This window comes from Ferruginibacter sp. HRS2-29, assembly GCF_024343615.1.
Lineage (GTDB): Bacteria > Bacteroidota > Bacteroidia > Chitinophagales > Chitinophagaceae > Ferruginibacter.
This window is the reverse complement of the sequence record NZ_RJUB01000142.1, coordinates 55,293-78,305: the sequence shown is the minus strand read 5'-3', so window position 1 is coordinate 78,305 and position 23,013 is coordinate 55,293. Positions and strand designations below refer to the sequence as shown.

General features: G+C 43.5%; 22 protein-coding genes. 14 read left to right on the top strand and 8 right to left on the bottom strand.

What is annotated here, in order from left to right; all coding sequences use genetic code 11:
* Positions 1-28 precede the first annotated feature (28 nt).
* The 3 genes from EGI32_RS16220 to EGI32_RS16205 all read right to left on the bottom strand — a co-directional run bounded on the left by EGI32_RS16220 (position 29) and on the right by EGI32_RS16205 (position 3,094).
* Positions 29-1,576: an Rne/Rng family ribonuclease gene (locus EGI32_RS16220; protein WP_255156406.1), complete on the bottom strand. Its 1,548-nt coding sequence runs from the start codon at positions 1,574-1,576 to the stop codon at positions 29-31.
* Positions 1,577-1,885: 309 nt separating this feature from the next.
* On the bottom strand, positions 1,886-2,728 hold the full coding sequence (locus EGI32_RS21425) for a tetratricopeptide repeat protein (RefSeq protein ID WP_255156405.1): 843 nt from the start codon (positions 2,726-2,728) through the stop codon (positions 1,886-1,888).
* A gap of 27 nt (positions 2,729-2,755) precedes the next feature.
* On the bottom strand, positions 2,756-3,094 hold the full coding sequence (locus EGI32_RS16205) for an HU family DNA-binding protein (RefSeq protein ID WP_255156425.1): 339 nt from the start codon (positions 3,092-3,094) through the stop codon (positions 2,756-2,758).
* Between the two features lie 84 nt (positions 3,095-3,178).
* On the opposite strand from EGI32_RS16205, the gene mutY reads away from it, so the two are divergent.
* From mutY to EGI32_RS16150, 11 genes are all read left to right on the top strand, one after another.
* Positions 3,179-4,270 carry an A/G-specific adenine glycosylase gene (mutY, locus tag EGI32_RS16200; RefSeq protein ID WP_255156404.1) on the top strand — a complete coding sequence of 364 codons (1,092 nt, stop codon included), beginning with the start codon at positions 3,179-3,181 and terminating at the stop codon, positions 4,268-4,270.
* A 205-nt stretch (positions 4,271-4,475) separates the two neighbouring features.
* On the top strand, positions 4,476-4,907 hold the full coding sequence (locus EGI32_RS16195) for a single-stranded DNA-binding protein (RefSeq protein ID WP_255156403.1): 432 nt from the start codon (positions 4,476-4,478) through the stop codon (positions 4,905-4,907).
* Positions 4,908-5,013: 106 nt separating this feature from the next.
* Complete coding sequence (gene gldE, locus EGI32_RS16190) at positions 5,014-6,363, top strand: gliding motility-associated protein GldE (RefSeq protein ID WP_255156402.1); 1,350 nt, start codon at positions 5,014-5,016, stop codon at positions 6,361-6,363.
* Between the two features lies 1 nt (position 6,364).
* Complete coding sequence (locus EGI32_RS16185; RefSeq protein WP_255156401.1) at positions 6,365-7,018, top strand: hypothetical protein; 654 nt, start codon at positions 6,365-6,367, stop codon at positions 7,016-7,018.
* A gap of 152 nt (positions 7,019-7,170) precedes the next feature.
* Entirely contained in the window at positions 7,171-7,764 is a 594-nt protein-coding gene (locus EGI32_RS16180) for a DUF3109 family protein (RefSeq protein WP_255156400.1), read from the top strand.
* A 30-nt stretch (positions 7,765-7,794) separates the two neighbouring features.
* Positions 7,795-8,619 (top strand): class D beta-lactamase, encoded by an 825-nt coding sequence (blaOXA, locus tag EGI32_RS16175; protein ID WP_255156399.1) that lies wholly within the window; start codon positions 7,795-7,797, stop codon positions 8,617-8,619.
* A 116-nt stretch (positions 8,620-8,735) separates the two neighbouring features.
* Positions 8,736-10,304, top strand: a complete 1,569-nt coding sequence (locus EGI32_RS16170; RefSeq protein ID WP_255156398.1) for a VWA domain-containing protein — start codon at positions 8,736-8,738, stop codon at positions 10,302-10,304.
* Between the two features lie 136 nt (positions 10,305-10,440).
* Positions 10,441-12,429, top strand: coding sequence for a (E)-4-hydroxy-3-methylbut-2-enyl-diphosphate synthase (ispG, locus tag EGI32_RS16165; RefSeq protein WP_255156397.1), 1,989 nt, complete (start codon positions 10,441-10,443; stop codon positions 12,427-12,429).
* 97 nt (positions 12,430-12,526) lie between these two features.
* Entirely contained in the window at positions 12,527-14,137 is a 1,611-nt protein-coding gene (gene nadB, locus EGI32_RS16160) for an L-aspartate oxidase (protein WP_255156396.1), read from the top strand.
* 65 nt (positions 14,138-14,202) lie between these two features.
* Positions 14,203-15,135: a lysophospholipid acyltransferase family protein gene (locus tag EGI32_RS16155; protein ID WP_255156395.1), complete on the top strand. Its 933-nt coding sequence runs from the start codon at positions 14,203-14,205 to the stop codon at positions 15,133-15,135.
* A gap of 194 nt (positions 15,136-15,329) precedes the next feature.
* Positions 15,330-16,214: a lysophospholipid acyltransferase family protein gene (locus EGI32_RS16150; protein ID WP_255156394.1), complete on the top strand. Its 885-nt coding sequence runs from the start codon at positions 15,330-15,332 to the stop codon at positions 16,212-16,214.
* A gap of 267 nt (positions 16,215-16,481) precedes the next feature.
* Here the strand turns inward: EGI32_RS16150 and EGI32_RS16145 are convergent, their stop codons facing one another.
* A complete protein-coding gene (locus EGI32_RS16145; RefSeq protein WP_255156393.1) occupies positions 16,482-16,697 on the bottom strand; it encodes a response regulator transcription factor in 216 nt (71 codons plus the stop codon).
* 190 nt (positions 16,698-16,887) lie between these two features.
* Between EGI32_RS16145 and EGI32_RS16140 the strand changes: the two genes are divergently transcribed.
* The 3 genes from EGI32_RS16140 (at position 16,888) to EGI32_RS16130 (ending at position 19,525) form a co-directional block, all read left to right on the top strand.
* Positions 16,888-17,409, top strand: coding sequence for a hypothetical protein (locus EGI32_RS16140; protein ID WP_255156392.1), 522 nt, complete (start codon positions 16,888-16,890; stop codon positions 17,407-17,409).
* A gap of 660 nt (positions 17,410-18,069) precedes the next feature.
* The gene (locus tag EGI32_RS16135) at positions 18,070-18,849 is read left to right on the top strand and encodes an ATP-binding protein (RefSeq protein ID WP_255156391.1); all 780 of its coding nucleotides are present in this window, start codon (positions 18,070-18,072) and stop codon (positions 18,847-18,849) included.
* Positions 18,850-18,859: 10 nt separating this feature from the next.
* The gene (locus tag EGI32_RS16130) at positions 18,860-19,525 is read left to right on the top strand and encodes a response regulator transcription factor (RefSeq protein WP_255156390.1); all 666 of its coding nucleotides are present in this window, start codon (positions 18,860-18,862) and stop codon (positions 19,523-19,525) included.
* Between the two features lie 239 nt (positions 19,526-19,764).
* On the opposite strand, the gene EGI32_RS16125 is transcribed toward EGI32_RS16130, so the two are convergent.
* From EGI32_RS16125 to EGI32_RS16110, 4 genes are all read right to left on the bottom strand, one after another.
* Positions 19,765-21,168, bottom strand: a complete 1,404-nt coding sequence (locus EGI32_RS16125) for a rhodanese-like domain-containing protein (protein ID WP_255156389.1) — start codon at positions 21,166-21,168, stop codon at positions 19,765-19,767.
* 81 nt (positions 21,169-21,249) lie between these two features.
* The gene (locus tag EGI32_RS16120; protein WP_255156388.1) at positions 21,250-21,600 is read right to left on the bottom strand and encodes a helix-turn-helix transcriptional regulator; all 351 of its coding nucleotides are present in this window, start codon (positions 21,598-21,600) and stop codon (positions 21,250-21,252) included.
* Positions 21,601-21,722: 122 nt separating this feature from the next.
* Positions 21,723-22,385 (bottom strand): tRNA (adenosine(37)-N6)-threonylcarbamoyltransferase complex dimerization subunit type 1 TsaB, encoded by a 663-nt coding sequence (tsaB, locus tag EGI32_RS16115; RefSeq protein ID WP_255156387.1) that lies wholly within the window; start codon positions 22,383-22,385, stop codon positions 21,723-21,725.
* Complete coding sequence (locus tag EGI32_RS16110) at positions 22,385-22,987, bottom strand: 3-hydroxyacyl-CoA dehydrogenase family protein (RefSeq protein WP_255156386.1); 603 nt, start codon at positions 22,985-22,987, stop codon at positions 22,385-22,387. The genes tsaB and EGI32_RS16110 overlap by 1 nt, the downstream gene beginning before the upstream one ends.
* Between the last annotated feature and the right edge of the window lie 26 nt (positions 22,988-23,013).

The following is a 23,013-nucleotide window of genomic DNA, read 5'->3' as shown; positions in this document are numbered from 1 at the left end:
ACATCATACATCTCACATTATACATTTTTTATAGCTTGATCTCTTCTTCACTATCATCAAAGAACTTGAATTCCGTAAGATGATAATTAGAATTCGCTTTTACTTTTACTTTTTGTTTGTACTTCCAGCTCCATTTCATCCTCCTGCTCGGGAAGCCTGAAGTGAGGTAAGTATAAAGGATCGGATGAACTTCTATTGTAAGCCCTTTGTGCTTCTGCATGATCAGGTAACTTAAATTTTTGCCGATCTCATCTTCCAGGATCAATGTGCTGCTGATCTTTCCTGTACCCTGGCAACTCGGACAAACTTCGCTGGTATTGATGTTCATCTCAGGCTTCATGCGCTGCCTGGTGATCTGCATCAAACCGAATTTGGTGATGGGCAACACTGCATGTTTTGCCCTGTCGGGGCGCATGAAGTGATCCATCGCATCAGCTAGTTTCTTCTTGTTCTCCAGCAATTTCATATCAATGAAATCGACCACGATGATGCCCCCAAGGTCACGCAGGCGTAGCTGCCTGGCTATTTCCTCTGCAGCTTCAAGGTTGGTTTCAAGTGCATTCTGTTCCTGGTTGTTGCTTACACTTTTGTAGCCGCTGTTTACATCTATCACATGCAGCGCTTCCGTATGCTCGATGATGAGGTATGCACCGCTTGGCAGGTTGACGGTTTTACCAAAAGCAGCTTTTACCTGCTTGGTGATACCGTAGTTGTCGAATATCGGGGTATCATTATTAAAATAAGTAACGATATCCGCTTTATCCGGCGCAATGCGTTGGATGTAGTTTTTTGTATCGGTAAAAATGTTCTTATCGTTTACCACGATGCGGTTGAAGTCTTCGCTCAGCAGGTCACGGAGGATGCTGGTGGTTTTACCTTGCTCGCTCAATATTTTGGCGGGAGGCACGGCACCTTTGAGGTTGTGCTGGATGGTCTTCCAGGTGTTTTCGAGCGCCAGCAGATCTTCGTGCAGTTCGGCCGTCTGTTTGCCTTCGGCAGCAGTACGTACGATCACACCGAGATTTTTCGGCTTTACGGCTTCTACAATTTTCTGGAGACGTTTCCGCTCTTCACTGGAATGTATCTTGCGGGAAACCGCTACGATATCATTGAATGGCGTAACCACCACGAACCTTCCGGGCAGCGAAAGCTCGCAGCTGAGGCGCGGGCCTTTGGCGGCGATCGGTTCCTTTAAGATCTGTACGAGTACGTTTGGCTTGCCATTCAATACTTCGGTGATCTTTCCGGTCTTGATGATCTCCGGCTCCACTTTGAATTTTGAGAAGTCGAGGCCTTTTTCAGAAGTGTCGTTGATGGCCTGGTTGGTAAATTTGAGGATGGAACGAACATACGGGCTAAGGTCCGTATAATGAAGGAACGCATCCTTTTCAAAGCCTACCTCGATAAAGGCGGCGTTGAGTCCCGGAATAAGTTTCTTGACTTTTCCGAGATACAGATCTCCCACGGCGAAGCTTGCATTAGCTTTTTCGCTATGCAGTTCAACCAGTTTCTTATCTTCCAACAAGGCAATTTCAACACCTTGTGGCGCTGCATTAATAATTAATTCCTTGGTCAAGCGTAAATTTTTTGTAAGACCTTTACATCGCGGAAGGAAAATATGAAATGCACGGTATCAAACCTCCGGAGTTTCAAAAACTTTGGAGGTTTGATAACATGCATATTGATGCGTACCAAACGGGTATGCAGCATCAGTCAGGAAAAGATCAATTATCTTTTCTTATGACGATTCTTTCTTAAACGTTTTTTACGCTTGTGTGTAGCAATTTTATGACGTTTTCTTTTTTTACCACAAGGCATATCTAGTCTTTTTTGTGTTGAATAAAATAATTTTTAAAATATGTTTTTTGTAAACTTACTTTCTGTCTTAAAGAGATTTGATCTTCTCGTCAATCGCCTGAAGGAAACCTTTGTCGCTCTTCAGGTGTTTGCAGGCATTGTACCATTTGATAGCTTCCGCTTTATCTCCCTTGGCTGCGTAAGCATCCGCGAGGAAAAGCATGGCCTCCAGGTTGTCTGGCTCGGCGGTCACTACTTTCAGCAATCTTTTGATCGCGTTGTCGTATTGCCCCGAAACAGTGCCTCCGATCCCAAGCACCATTTGTGCCCTCATATTAGTGGAATCTTTGCGCACCACGGATAACAACTGTTGAATACCTTTCATCGTTTCCTGTGGATTGCCACTGCCGCCCTTACCAAATACATAAGCACTTCCCAATCCTATTTTCAGATCCGCATCCTCGGGGTTGTGCTCCAATGCCTTTTCAAATAACTCTATGGCCTGCGCCGTTTCCCAATTCAATTTAGCCCCGTCATGTTCCACTCTGAGGTTCTCTAAAAATAATTGGGCTGCAAAGGTCAGGTTTTTTTCTGAATTTTCCAACTTAGATCCTTCTGATAAATAAAAAGCATAGGGCTCAAACAGTTTTACACTGTCTTTCCAGAAGTTTGCAAGGTCATTATAAGCCTTGATCTGCTGGGTTTGAACATCGCCACGGCTGATGCCATTCTCCAGTTTGCTTACATAAATAGCCTGCGAAGGAGTTAATTTTTCTTTAGCTGAAAGTATAAACTGTTGGATATCAAATAATTTCTCAGGTGCGGCAGCTGCTTGCGGTAGAGGCTTCTTTGGAACAGAAGTCTTACCGAATAAAAACAGGGCTGCTACCAGGATGATACCGGACGAGAGTAAAATAATTTGTTTCTTCACTGAAAAAAATTGAGATGCGAAGGTACGTTAGTCTTCGTTCTCATCTTTCAATTCAGGCGCTTCTTTTATATTCGGGGAAGATTTTATTTCCTGCACAAATTCTTTTGCGGGTTTGAATGCAGGTATAAAGTGTTCGGGGATCGATACGGCAATATTTTTCTTGATATTCCTGCCGATCTTTGCGGCACGCTTTTTTATGATAAAGCTCCCAAAGCCCCTGATATACAGGTTCTCACCATTGGAAAGGGTAGATTTGACTTCTTTGAACATTGTTTCAAGAGTAACCAATACATCTACCTTAGGGATACCGGTTTTGTCAGAAATTTTGCTGATTAGATCTGCTTTTCTCATATGATGGAATTTAATTAATTGTAAGTTAATGTTTTTATATTAAAAATCCAAATAGTCCTTTGATAACCAACAAGTTTATAAAAATGTAATTTTGATATAGTGATACAAAAAACAAACCAGTTATTTTTCAGGGAGCAGTTATTGCTCTGGAACCGTACGGAAAATGACCGGGATATGCCCTGGAAAGGAGAAAAAGATCCTTATAAGATCTGGCTTAGCGAAATAATTCTGCAGCAAACCCGCGTGGACCAGGGGCTGGCTTATTACAAACGCTTCATAAAAAAATATCCGGATGTAAAAAGCCTGGCCGAAGCGGAAGATCAGGCTGTGTTTAAAATGTGGGAAGGATTGGGATATTACTCACGCTGCCGCAATCTTTTAGCTTCAGCGAGATCGATAGCCTCGGATTCGGGGGGGGAATTCCCCGATACGTACGAAAACATACTGGCACTGAAGGGAGTAGGTGCCTATACCGCCTCGGCAATCGCATCTTTTGCCTTCGGGCTGCCACACGCCGTGGTAGATGGAAATGTACAGCGGGTACTGGCCAGGTTTTTCGGACTCGAAATTCCCATAGATTCTACCGCCGGAAAAAAAATATTTGCGGAGCTGGCGCAACAGCTACTGGATAAACATGATCCGGCAGGTTACAACCAGGCCATCATGGATTTTGGCGCAACGGTTTGCAAGCCACAACTCCCGCTTTGCGTAAGCTGCATATTGAAAGAAAAATGCGACGCACTGGCAACCGGAAATGTAGCATCCCTGCCGGTGAAGAAGAAAAAGCTGCAAAAGAAAGACCGCTGGTTTTATTATGTGATCGCGGAGTACAAAACGAAAATATTTGTGCGGGAACGCACCGGAAAAGATATCTGGCAAAGCCTCCATGAATTTATTTTGATGGAAGAGGAACGTGAAATGCCCGTTGAGCAGGTGGTGAAAAAAAGGTTGCCATCTATTTTCGGCAGCACGGCCTATTCTGTGGAAAGTGTTTCACAGGTTTACAAACAATTATTGTCGCACCAGACCATCCGGGCAGTATTTATCCGGGTGAAGCTTAAAGCTCTTCCGGTCATGCCGGGGTATCAGTCGCTGGCCGGTATCGAAACTGGCAAACTGGCATTTCCGCGGGTCATCAACACTTACCTGGAAGACGAACAACGGGGGAATGTACAACTGAGCGTATTTTGATATTCGTGTGGAGAAATTACAGGTACTCAGATCAAAAGTGGCATACAATTAATGGCTGTACAAGGAAATCAGACGGTATGCAAACCTTGTAACATAATTCGTGTAATTCGCGGTTTAAATTCGTGTAATTCGTGTTTTGAGTTGTATCTTTAAATTTGTTACAACGCTGCTATTGTCAACAAATCTATTCATAAAATATCATTATATGAGAGGCGTAAACAGGGTAATGCTGATAGGAAATTTAGGGAAGGATCCGGACATCCAGTTTTTGGAAGGCAATATAGGAGTAGCAAAATTCTCCCTGGCAACTACCGAAACATATAAGGACAGGAGTGGCAAGCTGATCTCTCAAACAGAATGGCATACAGTGGTATTATGGCGTGGGTTGGCTGAGCTGGCGCAAAAATACCTGCACCGCGGGAGCCTGGTTTATATAGAAGGGCGACTGAAAACCCGCAGCTGGGAAGACAAGGAAGGCAATAAAAAGTTCGCTACCGAAGTAGTGGGAGATAACCTTATCATGCTCGACAAACGCAATGAAGGCGGCGGCCCGGGTGGATTTGAAGGAATGGAAGGATTAGGCGGAGAGGATATTCCACCTACAGATGAAAGCGGGAATGAAAGGTTGCCATTTTGATCAGGCCGGGGGTGACAGCATATATAAAATTGAAAATAAGTTCTATCAATACAAAAATATTTTTCCGTAAAATTGCGGAAGATCTTGTTCACTTAAATTACCTGCTTTGGATTACCATTCGGTATATGTAACCTCAAATCATTTGTTGCTGTTTCTGCTGGCACTTACGCCGGCTGCCGCTACCGTACTTATTTTTACCCTGGTGATATTGTTCCTGCTTTCATTTCTCGTATCAGGAAGCGAGATCGCTTTTTTTTCTTTCAATACCAAGGATATAAATGTGCTGAAAACCAGGCACCATCCGTCTTACAGGCGTATACTCGACATGCTTGAGCAACCGAAAACATTGCTGGCCTCGATGATGATCACCAACAGCCTGGCAAACATCGGTATCATTCTCATCGCCAATATCCTGATCGATAACTGGATCGTTCCACTCGGACTTTCCATCGTTTATGTATTTGCCATCAAGATATTTGCCATTACATTCTTAGTGGTCCTGTTCGCGGAAATTTTACCCAAAGTATGGGCCACCCACCAACGTATCAGGTTTGCATCGGCTTCTTCGCTGATGATAGAAATATTCAACAGCCTGTTTTCGGGATTGAGTAAGAGGCTGGTGCGTTTCAACGATAATTTCGACAAAAGGGTTACCCCCGAAAATGCCACGGCGCTCGACAACAGCAGCATCGACGATGCCATCGACCTGCTGCCCGAACATGAAGCTTCTTCCGAAGAAAAACAGATACTGAAAGGCATCCGCAAATTCGGCGATACCGAAGTGAAACAGATCATGCGTACACGCATGGACGTTAGCGGTATAGAATACAATACCAGTTTCAGCGATGTGCTGAAACGTGTGGAAGACCTGCACTACTCAAGGCTGCCGGTATACAAGAATAATCTGGATGATCCTGCGGGAATGTTGCACACAAAAGACCTGTTGCCGCATCTGCATGAAACTTCAGACTTCGATTGGCATACCTTGATAAGGGCGCCTTATTTCGTTCACGAACAAAAACTCATTGAAGATCTTCTGCAGGAATTTCGCAACAAGCGTATACATTTTGCCATCGTTGCCGATGAATTTGGCGGCACATCAGGCATCGTAACGCTCGAGGATATCATGGAGGAGATCATTGGTGATATCAAGGATGAATTTGACGACGAGGAAAGCGGCAATAAAAAAATCGATGATTACAACTATATTTTCGAAGGGAAACTGATGATCAACGATGCATGCAAAGCGATGGGATTGCCTATGGATACTTTCGATCAGGTGCGTGGGGAGAGCGATTCGGTAGCAGGACTGGTGCTGGAGATCGCGGGTGAATTTCCTGCAGAAAATACCACCTGGGTGTCGGGCGATTTTACACTCGTGCCTTTGCAGATCAATAAGAACAGGATTGACAAAGTGAGGATAACCATACAACATAAGCAGCCCGAACAGGAATAGCATGACAAATAGAAAATTTTTACTGCCGATCATCATTGCATTGTCGGCTGCCTGCTGGATGGCTTGCAACAGCCCTTACACTTCCCGCAAAAAAGGATATTACAACATCGAATTACCGCAGCATAGCTACCGCGATTTCAACCGGGAGAGTTTTCCTTATAGTTTTCAGTACCCGGCTTACGCCAATATTATCCAGGACAGCACTTATTTTGACGCCAGCCCGGAAAATAATTTCTGGATCAACATTGATTTTCCGCAGTTCAATGCCAGGGTCTTTTTAAGTTATAAAGCCATCGGCGGCAAAGCCATTTATAAGATCAAACAAAAAGACGGCAGCTACCGGGATTCACTGGGCATCAACGAATTTGAACGCATGAGAAACGATGCCTATACCCTGACCAATAAAAATGGCGAGGTAGCAAGTTCTATCAAGGATAGTCAGTTTGTGACAAAAAATGGCATTGGCGGCATTTATTTCAAAGTCGGTGGCAATGCCGCAACAGGCCGTCAGTTCTTCATGACCGATACTACCCATCATTTCATCCGCGGAGCCTTATACTTTGAAGCTACTCCCAATGCCGATTCCATCAGGCCGGTGCAGGATTTTTTGCAAAAAGATATCGAGCACCTTATTTCCACCTTCCGGTGGAAATAGTCAATAGGGAATAGTCAATAGTCAAACCTTCGAAGTCTGTTATTTTTTGCAAAGACCTTTATTTTACTAGTTTCAAAAGAAAGGAATTCCACGCTAAGTAAAAACTCCAAAGGTTTGACTATTGACTATTCACTATTGACTACCTTTGCTGCATGATAGCTATTGACCACGTTTTGCTAAGCGACCAGATCATTAAAGAGCAATTCGTATGCGATCTTTCGAGGTGTAAGGGTGCCTGTTGCGTAGACGGCGATGCCGGCGCGCCTTTGAATAAGAACGAATTGAAGGAAATGGATGCGGTACAGGAAGCAGTTTTGCCTTATTTATCCGAACAAAGCCGTGCTGAGATCGACCGGCAGGGACGTTATGTGTATGATAAAGAATATGGCTGGGTAACACCTACCATCAATAACGCCATCTGCGTATACGGCATCACCGACAAGGAAGGCATTGTGAAATGCGGCATCGAGCAGGCTTACCTCGATGGTAAAGTGAAATGGAAGAAACCCATCAGCTGCCATCTTTTCCCTATCATTGTAAAACAAAGCAAAGACGGCGTTACTGAATTTGCCAACTACGAGCCACGTGAAGACAACTGCAAAGCAGCCTGCTCCCTTGGGAAAAAGCTGAAAGTGCCGGTATACCAGTTTTTGAAAGAGCCGCTGGTGCGGAAGTTCGGCAAGGATTTTTATGAAGCACTGGGAGCCACTGCGCAGCACCTGAACCCACCGGCTGCAAAAAAATAAACATCGATCAACGATCAAATATATTTTCGAATGAAACGAACCAACACTTCCTTATTCCTTTTTCTTACCTCCTTATTCCTTGTTTCCATTTCTTCCTGCTCTGTCAATAAAGCCAAGATCGACAACAACCTCAAAAAATATTTTGATTCCAGGAATGTGGAAGGGTGTTTTACCATGCTCAACAACACCGACGGACAAATTACCGTCTACAACATGGAACTGGATACTACGCGTTTTTTGCCCGCATCTACCTACAAGATCGTGAACTCACTGATCGGGCTGCAGACAGGCGTCATCACCAGCCCGAAGATGGTGATCAAATGGGATGGAGTAAAAAGATGGAACGACGACTGGAACCAGGATATGGATATGACGAAAGCTTTCAAGCTGAGCAATGTAGCCTATTACCAGGAAGTGGCCCGCAGGATCGGGCACGATACCATGCAAAGTTTCATCGACAGCCTTTCGTATGGCAATAAAAATATTTCGGGTGCGGTGGATTCTTTCTGGCTCAATAATAAATTGAAAATATCACCGGATGAACAACTCGGCTTGCTTAAGCGTTTGTACTTCGATCAGTTGCCTTTCCGCAAATCAGTGCAGCAGGAAGTAAGGGAAGTGATGGTGCAGGAAGATAATACGGCATACAAATTGAGTTATAAGACTGGCTGGGGATGGGATGAGTCGAACAATGCAATAGGTTGGCTGGTAGGTTGGGTGGAAGAGAACAAACACGTCTATTTTTTTGTAACGCTCGTCAAATCTAAAGACAAGGATTTCGATATGAAACCGGCCCGTATCGGCATCACAAAAGATATTTTAAAAGAGCTCGGTTTTTTACAGGGCAAAATGTAGATTTCTTATTGTTTCTTTAACAAAACATGAGTGCAATAAGGTTAATTTGCGAATAACGACATATGCCTTCATTTCAATATACCATATTTCTCTACGTATTAGCATTACTCCCTGTAATGCTAATTGTTTTTTTAGTGGCTAAAAACCGTAAGAAAAAAACGATCACAAAGATTGGCGAACCCTTGCTGGTAAAGCAATTGCTGGCGCAATACAGGGCCGCTTCTTTTTTCAAAAAATTCATCGTGCTTTTTGTTGCTATGGCAGCGCTGATACTCGCATTGGCAAATCCACGAAGCGCCACAGGAAATAATCTTGTTGATCGCAATGGGATAGATGTTATGATCGCCATCGACGTGAGCAAAAGTATGCTGGCCCAGGACATCAAGCCTACCAGGCTTGACAGGGCGAAACAATTGCTCGGCAAACTCATCGATAAACTTGGCAACGACAGGATAGGTATAGTGGTTTTTGCCGGAAAGGCTTACTTACAGATGCCGCTTACCGGTGACCATGCTGCCGCAAAAATGTACCTTTCTGCCGCCAGCACGGAATCCATACCCACACAGGGAACCGTGATCGGCGATGCATTGAAAATGTGTTATGCTTCTTTTAATACGAAAGAAAAAAAATACAAGGCGGTGATCCTTATCAGCGATGGTGAAGACCACGACGAAGGAGCCATCAGCACGGCGAAACAAATGGGTTCCGAAGGGGTGGTGATCTATACCATCGGTATCGGCTCCAAAGAAGGTGCCCCGATTATTGATGAAGCTACCGGCGCTATGAAAAAAGATGCGGAAGGTAATACCGTCATTTCAAAACTCAATGAAGAAGAACTGCAATCCATAGCTCAATCGGGCAACGGAGCTTACCAGTTTTTTGGCAGCACCGATAATGTGGTGAACAATCTTGCCCACCAGTTGGCATCGATGGATCAACGGGCAGTTAAGGATGAATCGCTGACCAATTATCAATCTTATTTCCAGGTATTACTTGCCATCGCATTATTATTACTGGTGATTGAATTATTTATTTCTGAAACAAAACGAAATAAATTGTCCAGGCTGAAGCCCGCGGCAGTTTCTTTTTTATTCATGCTTGCCGGGACTGCGGCAATGGCGCAGGAAAATAATAAAACCATCAAAGAAGGTAATGAAGCGTATGGTAAAAAAGATTATTCCCGTGCGGCAAGTTCGTATGAAAAAGTGGTGAAGAAAGATTCCAATAACCTGGTGGCGCAATACAATCTTGGCAGTGCCTATTATAAATCCGGCAGAAAAGATTCGGCGATAGAGGCTTATGACAGATCTATCAGGCAGTCGGAAAAACCTGTGCAAAAATCAAATGCTTATTACAACAAAGGAGTAGTGTTGCAAAATGATAAAAAGCTGGCGGAATGCATTGAAGCTTACAAAGCGGCATTGAGGCTTACGCCAAATGATGATGATGCCCGGCAGAATCTTCAGAAAGCTTTGCAGCAACAAAAACAGCAGCAACAACAACAAAAGCAGGAGCAGAAAAAAGAGGACAAAAAGGATGAGAAGCCCAAACCCCAGCCCTCCAAAATGACACCCAGGGATGCGGAAGAAAAGCTGAAAGCCCTGCAGCAGCAGGAAAAGAACCTGCAGGATAAACTACATAAAGTAAATGCAAATGCACCTAATAAACCGGAAAAAGACTGGTGAAACCAATGAATAATTAATAATGAACAATTAATAATTGAATCCGACAGAGGTGCCTCTTTATAATAGCTATCCAATAAAAGAATTATTCATTATTAATTATTAATTCCGGTCTACCTTTGCAGCAATAATTTTTACTATGCAATCCTATTGCGGGAATTTAAAGGAATATAAACGGCTGATCACACGTGAAGTTAAAGTTGGCGGGCTTGTCATTGGTGGGCATCATCCCATCCGGGTACAAACCATGACCACTACGGATACCATGGATACAGAAGCCACGGTGCAGCAAACCATTCGTTGTATCGAGGCCGGGGCCGAACTGGTACGCATAACAGCGCCTTCAAAAAATGAAGCTGAAAATCTTAAGGTAATAAAAGAAGAGCTGCACAAAAGAGGGTATACGACTCCGTTAGTTGCAGATATCCATTTTACGCCAAATGCCGCTGAAATTGCCGCGAGGATTGTGGAAAAAGTGAGGGTGAATCCCGGTAACTATGTCGATAAGAAAAAGTTTGAACAACTTGAATATACTGATGCTGAATATGCGGAAGAGATAGAACGCATCCGCGAAAGGTTTACCCCGCTGGTGCTTATCTGCAAAGAGCATGGCACTGCTATGCGTATTGGCACCAATCATGGAAGCCTCAGTGACCGCATTATGAGCCGTTATGGCGATACGGCGAACGGAATGGTGGAAAGCGCTATGGAATTTTTGCGCATCGCCCGCAGCCTTGATTATCACCAGATAATACTGAGCATGAAAAGCAGCAACCCCCTGGTAATGGTACAGGCTTACCGCCTGCTGATACAACATATGATGCAGGAGTTTGGCGAATGTTATCCCCTGCACCTTGGTGTAACCGAAGCAGGCGATGGTGAAGATGGACGGATAAAATCCGCGATCGGTATCGGCAGTTTGCTCGAAGATGGTATCGGCGATACTATCCGTGTAAGCCTCACCGAAGATCCCGAATTTGAAATACCGGTTTGTAAAGACCTGGTGAAACGATATGCCGATCTGCCTTACGACGAAGAAAAAAAACATGTAGTAGAAAATATAAAACTGCCTTATTCCCCTTTTGAATATCAACGCTGCAAAAGCCATGAAGTGCTGAACATCGGCAGCAGGCATGTACCGGTAGTGCTGGCAGATTTTATGCTGGCTGAAACTATTGCCCCTGCTGATCTTCAGACGATCGGATACACATACAATGAAGCTACAGACAAATGGAATATAGCCGACGCGGCTGCCGATTTCATATATACTTCTGAAAAAATACTGGGCTTTAATTTACCGGGCACTTTGCAGGTGATCTGCGACTACCAGTCATGGATAAACGCAGAAGACCACGATAAATATTTTCCGTTATTTGACAAGAATAATTTCGCTGCCGCGGAAAAGAGATCTTTAAAGATCAATTTTATTTCCGTCAATATTTCGGAAGATAGCAGCGAATTGCTGGCGCTGATCAAAAACGATCACACAGTAGTACTTTGTATTTACGCTTCGGCACGAAATGCTTTGCAGCAGATGCGGAATTTTGTTGCGGTATTGATGGAACAAGGTATCACCTGCCCGGTGATCATTGCTGTGGAAAGCATGCACAAAACTGTGGATGAACAGCTCATACATTTTTCCGCTACAGCCGGAGGTTTATTCCTTGATGGAATGGGCGATGGCATCTGGTTGATCAATGACCCGTCGAAAATGGAAAACAGCCAGGTGAGTGGAAGGACATATTTACCTACAAAAAACAATCACCAGTTTTTAAATAATACATCTTTCTCCATATTACAAGCGGTGCGTACCCGCATTTCCAAAACGGAATATATCAGTTGCCCGAGTTGCGGCCGCACACTTTTTGATCTGCAGGAAACCACTGCCAGGATCAGGAGTGTGACGAACCATCTCAAAGGACTGAAGATAGCCATCATGGGTTGTATCGTAAATGGCCCGGGGGAAATGGCGGATGCTGATTTTGGATATGTAGGCAGCGGCCCCGGAAAGATAACCTTGTACAAAGGAAAAGAAGTGGTGAAAAAGAATATAAACAGCGAAGTGGCGGTGGACGAACTGATCAATCTTTTGAAAGAAAATGACGCCTGGATCGAAAATACAGTTTAAATGTTCAAAAGTTCAAAAGGTTCAAAATGTTTTGACCTTCCTCAACTTTTGAACCTCTTAAACCTCTTAAACCTCTTGAACTTTTAAACATTTCCCAATGCAGACAGACTTCCTCATCATCGGTTCCGGAATAGCAGGGCTTACCTATGCGCTGAAAATAGCGCAGGAGTTTCCTGATAAGAAGGTGACGATCCTGACCAAGACACAAAGTGATGAAACGAATACAAAGTACGCCCAGGGCGGGATTGCGGGAGTGACCGATTTTGATCACGATAGTTTTGACAAACACATAAAAGATACACTTATTTCCGGGGATGGGTTGTGTAATGAGCATGTGGTGGAAATAGTGGTGAAAGAAGGCGTACAGCGAATCAACGAACTGATAGAATGGGGAGCGAATTTCGACAGGGAACCAGACGGCGATTATAAACTGGGCAAAGAAGGCGGACATAGCGAAAACAGGATATTACATCACAAAGATGTAACCGGCAAAGAGATGGAACGTGCATTGCTGGAAGCGATAAAAAAAGCCGGCAACATCGAACTGATCAGTCATTGTTTTGTGATCGACATCATCACCCAGCATCATCTTGGTTACCTGGTTACAAAAAGCACACCCGACATTGAATGTTACGGAGTATATGTGTTGAATCTTGCTACGAAAAAGATTGAAAAAATTGCTGCAGGCATTACATTACTGGCTACAGGTGGCAATGGCCAGGTATACAGAAGTACCACCAACCCTGCGATTGCTACCGGCGATGGGGTAGCGATGCTGTATCGTGCCAAAGGCCGTATCGAGAATATGGAATTCATACAGTTTCACCCCACAGCATTGTATGAAGCGGGAGTACGCGGCCAGTCATTTCTTATAACGGAAGCGGTTAGGGGCGATGGGGGTATCCTCCGCAATGCACAGGGGGAGGCTTTCATGGAGCGTTACGACGAGCGCAAAGATCTTGCACCAAGGGATATTGTGGCCAGAGCGATCGATAATGAAATGAAAATAAACGGTACCGAATTTGTGTACCTAGATTGCCGCCATATGGACCAGGAAAAATTCCTGGAGCACTTTCCGAATATTCATGCAAAATGTAAAAGCATCGGGATCGATGTGGCAAAAGATATGATACCGGTTTCACCCGCGGCCCACTACAGTTGCGGTGGTGTGAAAACGGATGAATGGGCACGTACTTCCATCAAATATTTATATGCAGCCGGCGAATGCGCCAGCACCGGGCTTCACGGGGCCAACAGGCTTGCAAGCAACAGCCTGCTGGAGGCAATGGTTTTTGCCCACAGGGCATATAAAGACAGTGTGCGGTTGCTGAATGAAAACGAGGGGCAGCTTCGTCCGGAGACTGCGATTCCGGATTGGAATGCAGAAGGCACAACAGCTCCAAAAGAAATGATCCTCATCACGCAAAGCCTGAAGGAAATGAAATTACTGATGAGTGATTATGTCGGTATCGTACGAAATAATGAACGTCTGAAGCGGGCAAACCGCAGGCTGGATCTGCTTCATGAAGAAACAGAAACGCTGTATGAAAAACTTGAAGTTTCCCCTCAGCTTTGCGAACTCCGCAATATGATCACGGTTTCTTATCTCATCGTAAAAAGCGCCGAATTGAGAAAGGAAAGCAGGGGGCTGCATTTTAACACGGATTATCCGGATAGAAATACGATCTTACAGAATACAATATTGTAGCCGGCACGGGTCATCTATGTGGTACAGCATTGAATGAGTACCATTTTTTAACCCAATTGTTTGCAATGTATTACCTGGTGTACGGACTGCTTTATGCTTTTTCTCTATTGCCATTTTTCATCATTTACCGTCTAAGCGATTTTATCTCTTTTGTGATGTTCCATATTGTTGGCTATCGCAAAAAAGTAGTCCTGCACAATCTGGCAATTGCATTCCCTGAAAAAAAGCCAGCTGAACTGAACAAGATCGCCCGGCAATTTTACAGCAATCTCATCGACACATTCCTCGAAACGATCAAGCTACTCAGCCTTTCGGACAAACAGATCTGCAAAAGGGCGAAGATGGATATGTCGGCCTGTAATGCCATTGCTGCAAAAGGAAAGAATATACAGTTTCACAGCGGGCACCAGATGAACTGGGAGTATGGAAATTATGCTGTTGTGAACAATCTGTCCATTCCCTGGATAGGCGTTTATATGCGCATCAGCAACAAAGTGCTGGATAAGATATTTTATGATCTTCGCTCCAAACGTGGTACCATCCTGGTGTGTGCCCAGGAATTCAAGCAACGTGATTCCTGTCTTTTCAGCAAACAATATTCATTGGGACTGGCAGCCGATCAAAATCCCGGTGTGCCTCAAACGGCTTCCTGGATGTACTTTTTTTCCAAACCTGCCCCGTTTGTATCCGGCCCCGAAACCGGCGCCAGAAATAATAATACGGCGGTGGTATTTGTAAAATTTGTAAAAATAAGGAGAGGATATTATCAATTTGAGCCCACCATCATCACCGAAGATGGTGCATCACTGGCAAAAGGGGAACTCACCCTGTTGTACAGGGATTTCCTGGAAGCTGCTATCCGCGAACAACCTGATAATTATTTATGGAGCCATCGCCGGTGGAAATGGGATTGGAAGCAGGAATATGAAGGGCAATGGATCGATACGAAAGAATTACCTGGCTTGGTCAAAGCAAAACCGGGAATGGAGAAAAAATAACGCTGATTGTAAAAACGACAGAATGATCTCGCAGATTATTTTGCTTCGCGAAACTTAAGTGCAGTATATAAAATAGTCCTGTTTTAAAAGTCTGAACTTTTAGCCTTACCAAAAAATCAGCGTAATCATTTCATCCTCTTAATCTGCGATTATTCTTTACATCTTTATTAATTTTGTGCTGCTTAAGCACAAAGATGTATTATCTAGTCTACTCCTTATTATACCTGCTCTCTCTCTTACCATTTTTTATCTTGTATGGTATCAGTGATTTTGCCGCCTTGATCCTCGGCAGGATCGTGCGTTATCGCAGGGAAGTGGTGCTGCGCAATATCGCGATCGCTTTTCCTGAAAAAACGGACGCAGAAAGAATAAAAATAGCCCGTCAGTTTTACCGCAATTTCATCGATAATTTTTTAGAGACATTAAAGGTCCTCAGCATTTCCGGGACAGCTTTCGATAAGAGAATGCAGGTGGATATGTCGGGCTGCAACAAACTTGCCGCCGAAGGAAAAAATATCCAGTTCAACAGCGGACACCAGATGAACTGGGAATATGCCAGCCTGGCCATTTCCAGGCATTTGAAGTTGCCATGGCTGGCCGTGTACAAAAAAATTGCCAGCCAGCCCATCGAGCGGCTTTTTTTGAAGATCCGTTCAAAATTCGGTGCCACGATGGTAGCTCTGGAAGATTATTCCTTCCGGATGCCAACGCTTATGAAACAGCAATATGCATTGGGGCTGATCGCGGATCAGAATCCTGCATTCGCACATAAATCTTATTGGCTCAATTTCTTTAACAAGCCGGCCCCTTTTCTCACCGGTACCGATAAAGGCGCCCGCAGGGCGAAAACAGCGGTGGTTTTTGTAAATGTATATCGTATAAAAAGGGGGTATTTTAAACTGGAACTGGAGATCGTGACCGAAGATGCCAGCGAATTTGCCGATGGAGAGCTTACCCGCAGGTACCGCGATTTTCTCGAAAAAAATATCCGCCGCCAACCCGCTAATTATCTGTGGAGCCACCGCAGGTGGAAACACGAGTACCATGAGGAATACAAAAAGAAATGGATAGATGTATAGATTAGAGATCAGGGATTAGAGTTTAGATCGAAGCGGGTTAGTTCTAGCTAAACTCAAAACATAGAAAAAAGGTTCAAGAAGTTCAAAAATTTAAAATGTTCACGAACCGCGGAACATTTGAACTTTCAAACCTTTGAACCTTTTAGGATCACGAAGAGCCATTGATATTTAATTCGTGAAAACAAACATCAGGCTACGAACCACATAACCTGACGTTTGTGTGAGTTTAGAAGGTAGGGATTAAAACTGCATGTTGGTACTAAATTCTTAAGCTATATTTTTATGGTCGAACATATATAAGATGGAGGCTTCCACCCTGTTTCGTACGCCCAGTTTTTTATAAATATTCTTGACGTGTTTTTTTACTGTTTCCGTAGAGATGAAGATCTTTTGGGCAATTTCCTTGTCGTAAAGGCCTTTTGATACTTCAGCGATAATCTCTTTTTCTCTGGTGGTAAGTAGGTTGGTCAGCAAATTTTCCATGTCTCTCTTCTTTTGTAACACAAAGTACCATCATCCTGCCAACCTGTACAAGAGGAAATAACCTGTTTTTGACCAGGGGTTTTTCCTGTTTTTTGGGAAAAATCAAAAAATATAATTGCCGGTACGTAATTTTCCCTTACATCTTGCGTTCTTACTAAGTAATTATCCTAAACAAAAACAAACTTTTACCATGAAGACATTAAAAATGCTGACTGCTATTGCAGCAATTGCCGTACTATTTACCTATACCAGCTGTACTACCGGAGGCGGCGGTGGGTTTACATCGAAAGAAGATTCCATGAAATTCGCTCAGGCATATTTTGATAAGTATCCTGAGGAAAATAGCGTGAAGGTGAAGTATGGTGATACTTTGCCGATGAAAAGTCTGCAACCGATTACCTGGGTTGAGGAAACGAGGTATTCCAAGAGTTATGATAAAAAGCCGCTGATATACAGCCCGACAGGGGTGGCACTTCAAGGCTTCTTTGTTGATTCATCCGGTTTTGCACAGGTATTGGCCAATAAAGCTATCAAAGGCTTATATTTAAGGTTCGGGAAGAAAGATGATGGTAGCTTTACTATTATGCTGTTGGGTACCGATGGCAATAATAAATTGATCAAGGATTCAGTTAAAGGCGGTGGATACGGAGGCGATATTCCATCTAACTACGATAATACACCATCATGCCCTAATCATTGTCCCGAAGATTAAAGATGATATTTTGTTTGACACTTTTTAAATTTACAAACCTCTATATTGAGTGGTTCGCATTTGTCGGCTTTATAACAGGCTATTTGGCATACAGGCGTTATGGGTTCCTTTGGCCCATAACGGCTGTTTTGCTAATCACTTTCTGCAATAACCATTTCGCTTCCTACGGGGCGAAATATTACCGGTCAAATGTAGAATTATATCACTTCTTTAACCCGATCCAGTTTCTCCTTTTATCTATATTTTTTTACAAAAATTTCAAGGATAAGTTATTCCGGAAGACCGTATTATACATGACGAGCGCAGGCCTCGCATTTGCTGTTATAAATTCATTGTTCATACAAAAGATTCATTCTGATCCGATGAATTTCATGATAGTGGAAACTTTGATCCTGATCATTTACGCCACATTGCTTTTTATAGAACGCATCGACCTTCCAGCCAGGGTCAATATTTTTACTGACCCCGTTTTTATCACTACAGTGGCTATCCTTTGCTTTAATTTATTTATTTTCTTATTCTTCCTATTAACCAATTATTTTTGGAAACATAAGATAGACCAGTCGACTAACTTATTTTGGATCAATTATTTTTCAAATTTCCTTTATTATCCCCTATTGTTCATAGCAGGTTTATTTTCTCTTAAAAAAAACAATTACAGTGCAGAAAATTGATGGAGAGCTCATATCCTTAATAGTTATTTTCTTCTTTTTCCTGATCCTCGTCTTCTTTATCGTGATCACTTTAGCTGTCCGCTACCGCAAAAGAAAAAAGGAGAACGAAGAAATGCGTACCCGCTTCTCCGAACAACTCCTCGCATCCAAGGTGGAGATCCAGGAGCAGACCTTGAAAAATGTGTCGCACGAATTGCATGATAATCTCGGGCAGATCGCTTCGCTGATAAAAATAAACCTCAGCACCATTCAATTCAAGAACCCGGAAGCTGCCGAAGCAAAACTGGCCAACACAAAAGAGCTGGCCAAACAACTGGTAATGGATATAAAGTTGTTGTCGGTGAGCCTCAATACCGATAAGATCAATAAGATCGGGCTTTTGCGGGCGCTTAAGGTAGAGGAGGAAAAGTTGTTGAAGACGGGTTTGTTTGAAGTAACCCTTGAATTGCCCGACAGCCTCCCTGTGATTGACAGCGAAAAGGAGATCATCATTTACCGTATGATCCAGGAGATCCTCAATAACACGATCAAGCATTCGCAGGCAAAACATATCCGCATTAGCGGCAAAATTCAGCAAAATGCCTTTATTTTGACAATCGCCGATGACGGCGTGGGATTTGATACTATACAGAAACTGGCTGACGCCGGCGATATGGGCAATGGCCTTACCAACCTGCAAAGCAGGGCGAAAGTGATCAATGCCGTTTATACAATTCAAAGCGTACCCGGAAAAGGAACTGAAAGTAATATTACAATACCGATCTAAAAACCAGAGGATGAGCTTTGACAAAATAAAAATTGCATTAGTAGACGATCATACCCTTTTTCGGAAGGGGCTGCTGAGCCTTATAGAAGTGATAGAAAAAGACATCACCATACTTTTTGAGGCAGACAACGGCCTGGATATGCAGGAAAAGCTCGACCCCCAAAATTTACCCGATATCATATTGATGGACGTGAACATGCCCGGAATGGATGGGTATGATACCGTAAAATGGCTGAAAGTGCATCATCCGAATGTGAAAGTGCTGGTGGTTTCGATGATTGAAAGTGAAGATGGTATCATCAAAATGCTGAAGCTGGGCGTGAAAGGCTATTTGTCAAAAGATGTGGAACCCGATGAACTCAACAACGCACTCACAGCCATCATCAACAAAGGGTTTTATTACACCGACTTCATCACAGGCAAGCTGGTACACACCATGCAAACGGATTTTGAGGAGGGCGGACAGGAAGATATCATCGCAAAACTGACCGATAAGGAAAGACGTTTCATACAGCTCGCCTGCTCCGACATGACCTACAATGATGTGGCAGCAGAAATGTTTCTCAGCCCCAAAACCATCGATGGCTACCGCAATTCCCTATTCGAAAAACTGAATGTGAAAAGCAGGGTGGCGCTGGCATTATACGCAGTAAAGCATGGTATTGTTAAATTGTAATCAGAAGGCACAAGGAGTCAATAGTGAATAGTCAATAGTCAAACCTTCGAAGGGTTGTAAATAAAATGAAGAGATTATTTTCAGAAGTTTTTTAAGTAAGTTTATAATAACAAGAGAGGTCAGCAAAAATTGGTGACCTCTCTTGTTATTATAAATCTTTTAAATTTCCTAGAAATAACCTTGCAAAAAAATAAACACTTCGAAGGTTTGACTATTGACTATTCACTATTGACTATTCCCTAATTCAGTACGCTGGCTTCCTTCACCACCTTAATGCTTTTCTCCTCCCTGATCTTCGCCCAGCCACCAACTACATTCCGGAGATTATGTATTCCCTGGCGCTTAAGCAGAGAAGCAGCAATCACACTGCGATAACCACCGGCGCAATGAACATATAAATTCTGGTTTTCTTCAAACTGTGCCAGCTGCGCAATGTCGATCATTTCGGCCAGGGGGAGGTTTACCGCATCTTTTACATGGCCTTCGCCAAATTCAGTTTCTTTGCGCACATCCACCACCACAAGGTTGTCGTCGTGCGGAATGTCCATCGCAAGTTCGTCGGCTTCCACATCGATGATCATATCAACCCTTTCACCGGCTTTTTTCCATGCTTCAAATCCCCCTTTGAGATATCCTTCCATCTTGTCGAAACCCACCCGCGAAAGGCGGATCACTGTTTCTTCTTCTTTCCCCTCCGGGGTAACCAGGATGATCTTTTTATCGAACGGCAAAATGCTGCCTGCCCATTCTGCAAAACGCCCTTCGAGACCGATGAAGATGGAACCTGGAATGAAACCTTCTTTAAAAACATCGGCATGCCTTGTATCCAGCAGGATGTTATCTTCTTTTTTCAATCCTTTGAAATCCGCCAGGGATAATGCTTTCGTGCCTCTTTTTCGTACTTCTTCGATAGCATCGTAGCCCTGCTGATTTATTTTTGCATTGATGGCAAAATAGCGGGGAGCTTCGTTCAGGCCGTCTGTTACCGCTTTGATGAATTCTTCTTTCGTTTGCGGCTGAAGCGCATAATTCGTTTTCTTTTCTTCGCCGATAGTGCTGTGCGTATTTGGTCCAAGGCTTTTGCCGCAGCTGCTGCCGGGGCCATGTGCAGGATATACGATCACATCATCGTGCAGTGGAAGTATCTTGTCTTGTATGGTACCATACATGATGCCGGCGAGCTCTTCGCTGCTCATGTTGCCACTGCTGAGGTCCGGCCTTCCTACATCCCCTACAAATAAGGTGTCGCCGGTAAAAATCGCATGGTCTTTTCCGTTTTCATCTTTGAGCAGGTAGCAGGAACTTTCCAGGGTGTGCCCCGGTGTATGCAGTAATTCGATGCTGATCTTACCTATCTTGAAAATCTCTCCGTCAGCCGCATTGTGAACTTTGAAGCTGGTGACAGCTCCCGGGCCGTAAACGATCGGCGCCCCGGTTTCCTTTGCAAGGTCGATATGCCCGCTTACAAAGTCAGCATGAAAATGTGTTTCAAAAATATATTTGATGACCGCTTTCCTTTCCTTCGCCATCGCGATGTAATCGTTGATATCACGCAGCGGATCGATGATGGCCGCTTCCCCCTCACTTTCTATATAATATGCCGCTTCGCTGAGGCAATTGGTGTAAAGTTGTTGAATGAACATGTTGAACAATTTATGCCACAAAGGTAAAAATAAAAAAGCGGATGTAAAACAGCCGCTTTTTATAAGAACATCTTTTTGGTATTAAGATATAAGATCTTCTACCACCTGGTTTATTTCGTCAATGCGTTTGTAATTGACAGTGTAATAGATAAATTTACCGTCACGCTGAGTATTAACTATCCCTGCTTTACGCAAAATTGCGAGATGCTGGGAAGCTACGGACTGCTCCAATCTCATACGCACATAAATCTCTGTTACAGTAATCTTTTTCTCCGTTTCTATCAACGCCAGGATCTGCTGACGCAATTTGTGATTCAGAGCACGTAAAACCAACGCAGCCTTCTTTAAGTTGTGATAGTTTACTTTGAGATTTTCAGGTGTTCCATTAGCAGATACAGCTACCTGCTCATTTGATTGAGTTGCAACCATCATAGGAATAACAATTTTAAAAATGCTTGAACAATATATTGCTGCAAATATACGAACGAAATAATATTTAATTTTCGTTGTATTGTTAAAATGAAACAAATCCGGTGTTGAAACACGAATTAAAATTATCCGTTGTAGAACTCCTTGATATACAAAGGCTCACTATGAGCAAGTTGAGTGAATTTTTCCTGTACGAATTTTTTTTCAGAGAGAATGCTGATGGCTGCAGCAATTTCTTTAACATCTGCGAAAGCCGCATGGGCACTGGATGTGAGCGATTTCCATTTTTGCGCACCATTGCCGGAAAAAATGATTTTCCCTTTGGCAAGTTGCTCCGCAAAAGAATGTTCAGTAAGGATCATTGCACAGGGCTGTAGTAAAACTTCTAATTCTTTATCATAAATAGCGGTATACACTTCCATTCTCCTGGCATCTATCAGCGGACAATACATCACATCCTCATTTGACAAATGAATCGCCTGCAAAGCCATCGCCTCCAGTGTGCCTACTGTAATAAAAGGTTTACCCAGCGCATAACTCATTCCTTTGGCACTTGCCATGCCCACCCGCAGGCCGGTGTAAGAGCCCGGTCCTTCGGTAACAGCGATGGCATCCAGGTCGGCAGGTTTTATTGCAACCTTTTTCAAAAGTTGGCCAATAGCTACGTGCAGGAAAGAAGCATGTTCTTTTTGCACTTCATTTACAAGCGATGCCAGTATCTCTCCATCTTTTGCGATGCTTACAGAAGCTGTTTCCAGCGATGTGTCTATGTTCAGTATCAATCCCATTATTGCAATATTTTTTTTGCCAGCGAAGGGGCCGGCTGGTATCTTTTATCCTTTGCCGCAAGCTTCTGCAAAAGGTCGTATACATTTTTCAGTCCTATTTTTTCAGCCCACTCAAAAGGCCCTGAAGGGTAATTAGTGCCGAGTTTCATAGCGGTGTCTATTTCGGCTGAAGTGCTCACTGCTTCTGATTCCGCGTAATAAGCTTCATTGATGATCATTGCCAGCACCCTTGCACTTATAAGGCCCGGTTCGTCCGCTACCGGTATGACCTTTTTTTCAAGAAATGATAATACGGCTGCAGCAGGAACCGTCATTTCCCCGGCAACTTCCCAGGCTGCATTCGACAGGAAGCCATTCCATCCGTTGAGCCGGATCGCATTTTGCCCGGCATTCAATTCAGACAGCGGAGCCATCACGCTGTTGATGAAATAAGGTTTTTCGGGAGTGCTGCCGGAAAATATTTCACCGGATAAATTAAAGTAAGCATCAGCATCTTGACCGAAAAGTTGCCGCAGGTCTTCAGCCCTTATCCATTCAGCCGCAGGGTTGCTTTGTATCAACTCGTTCCAGGCGTTATCATCACCATAAACAGCAATTTTCATTCTCTGAATTTTTAGCAAAAATACGT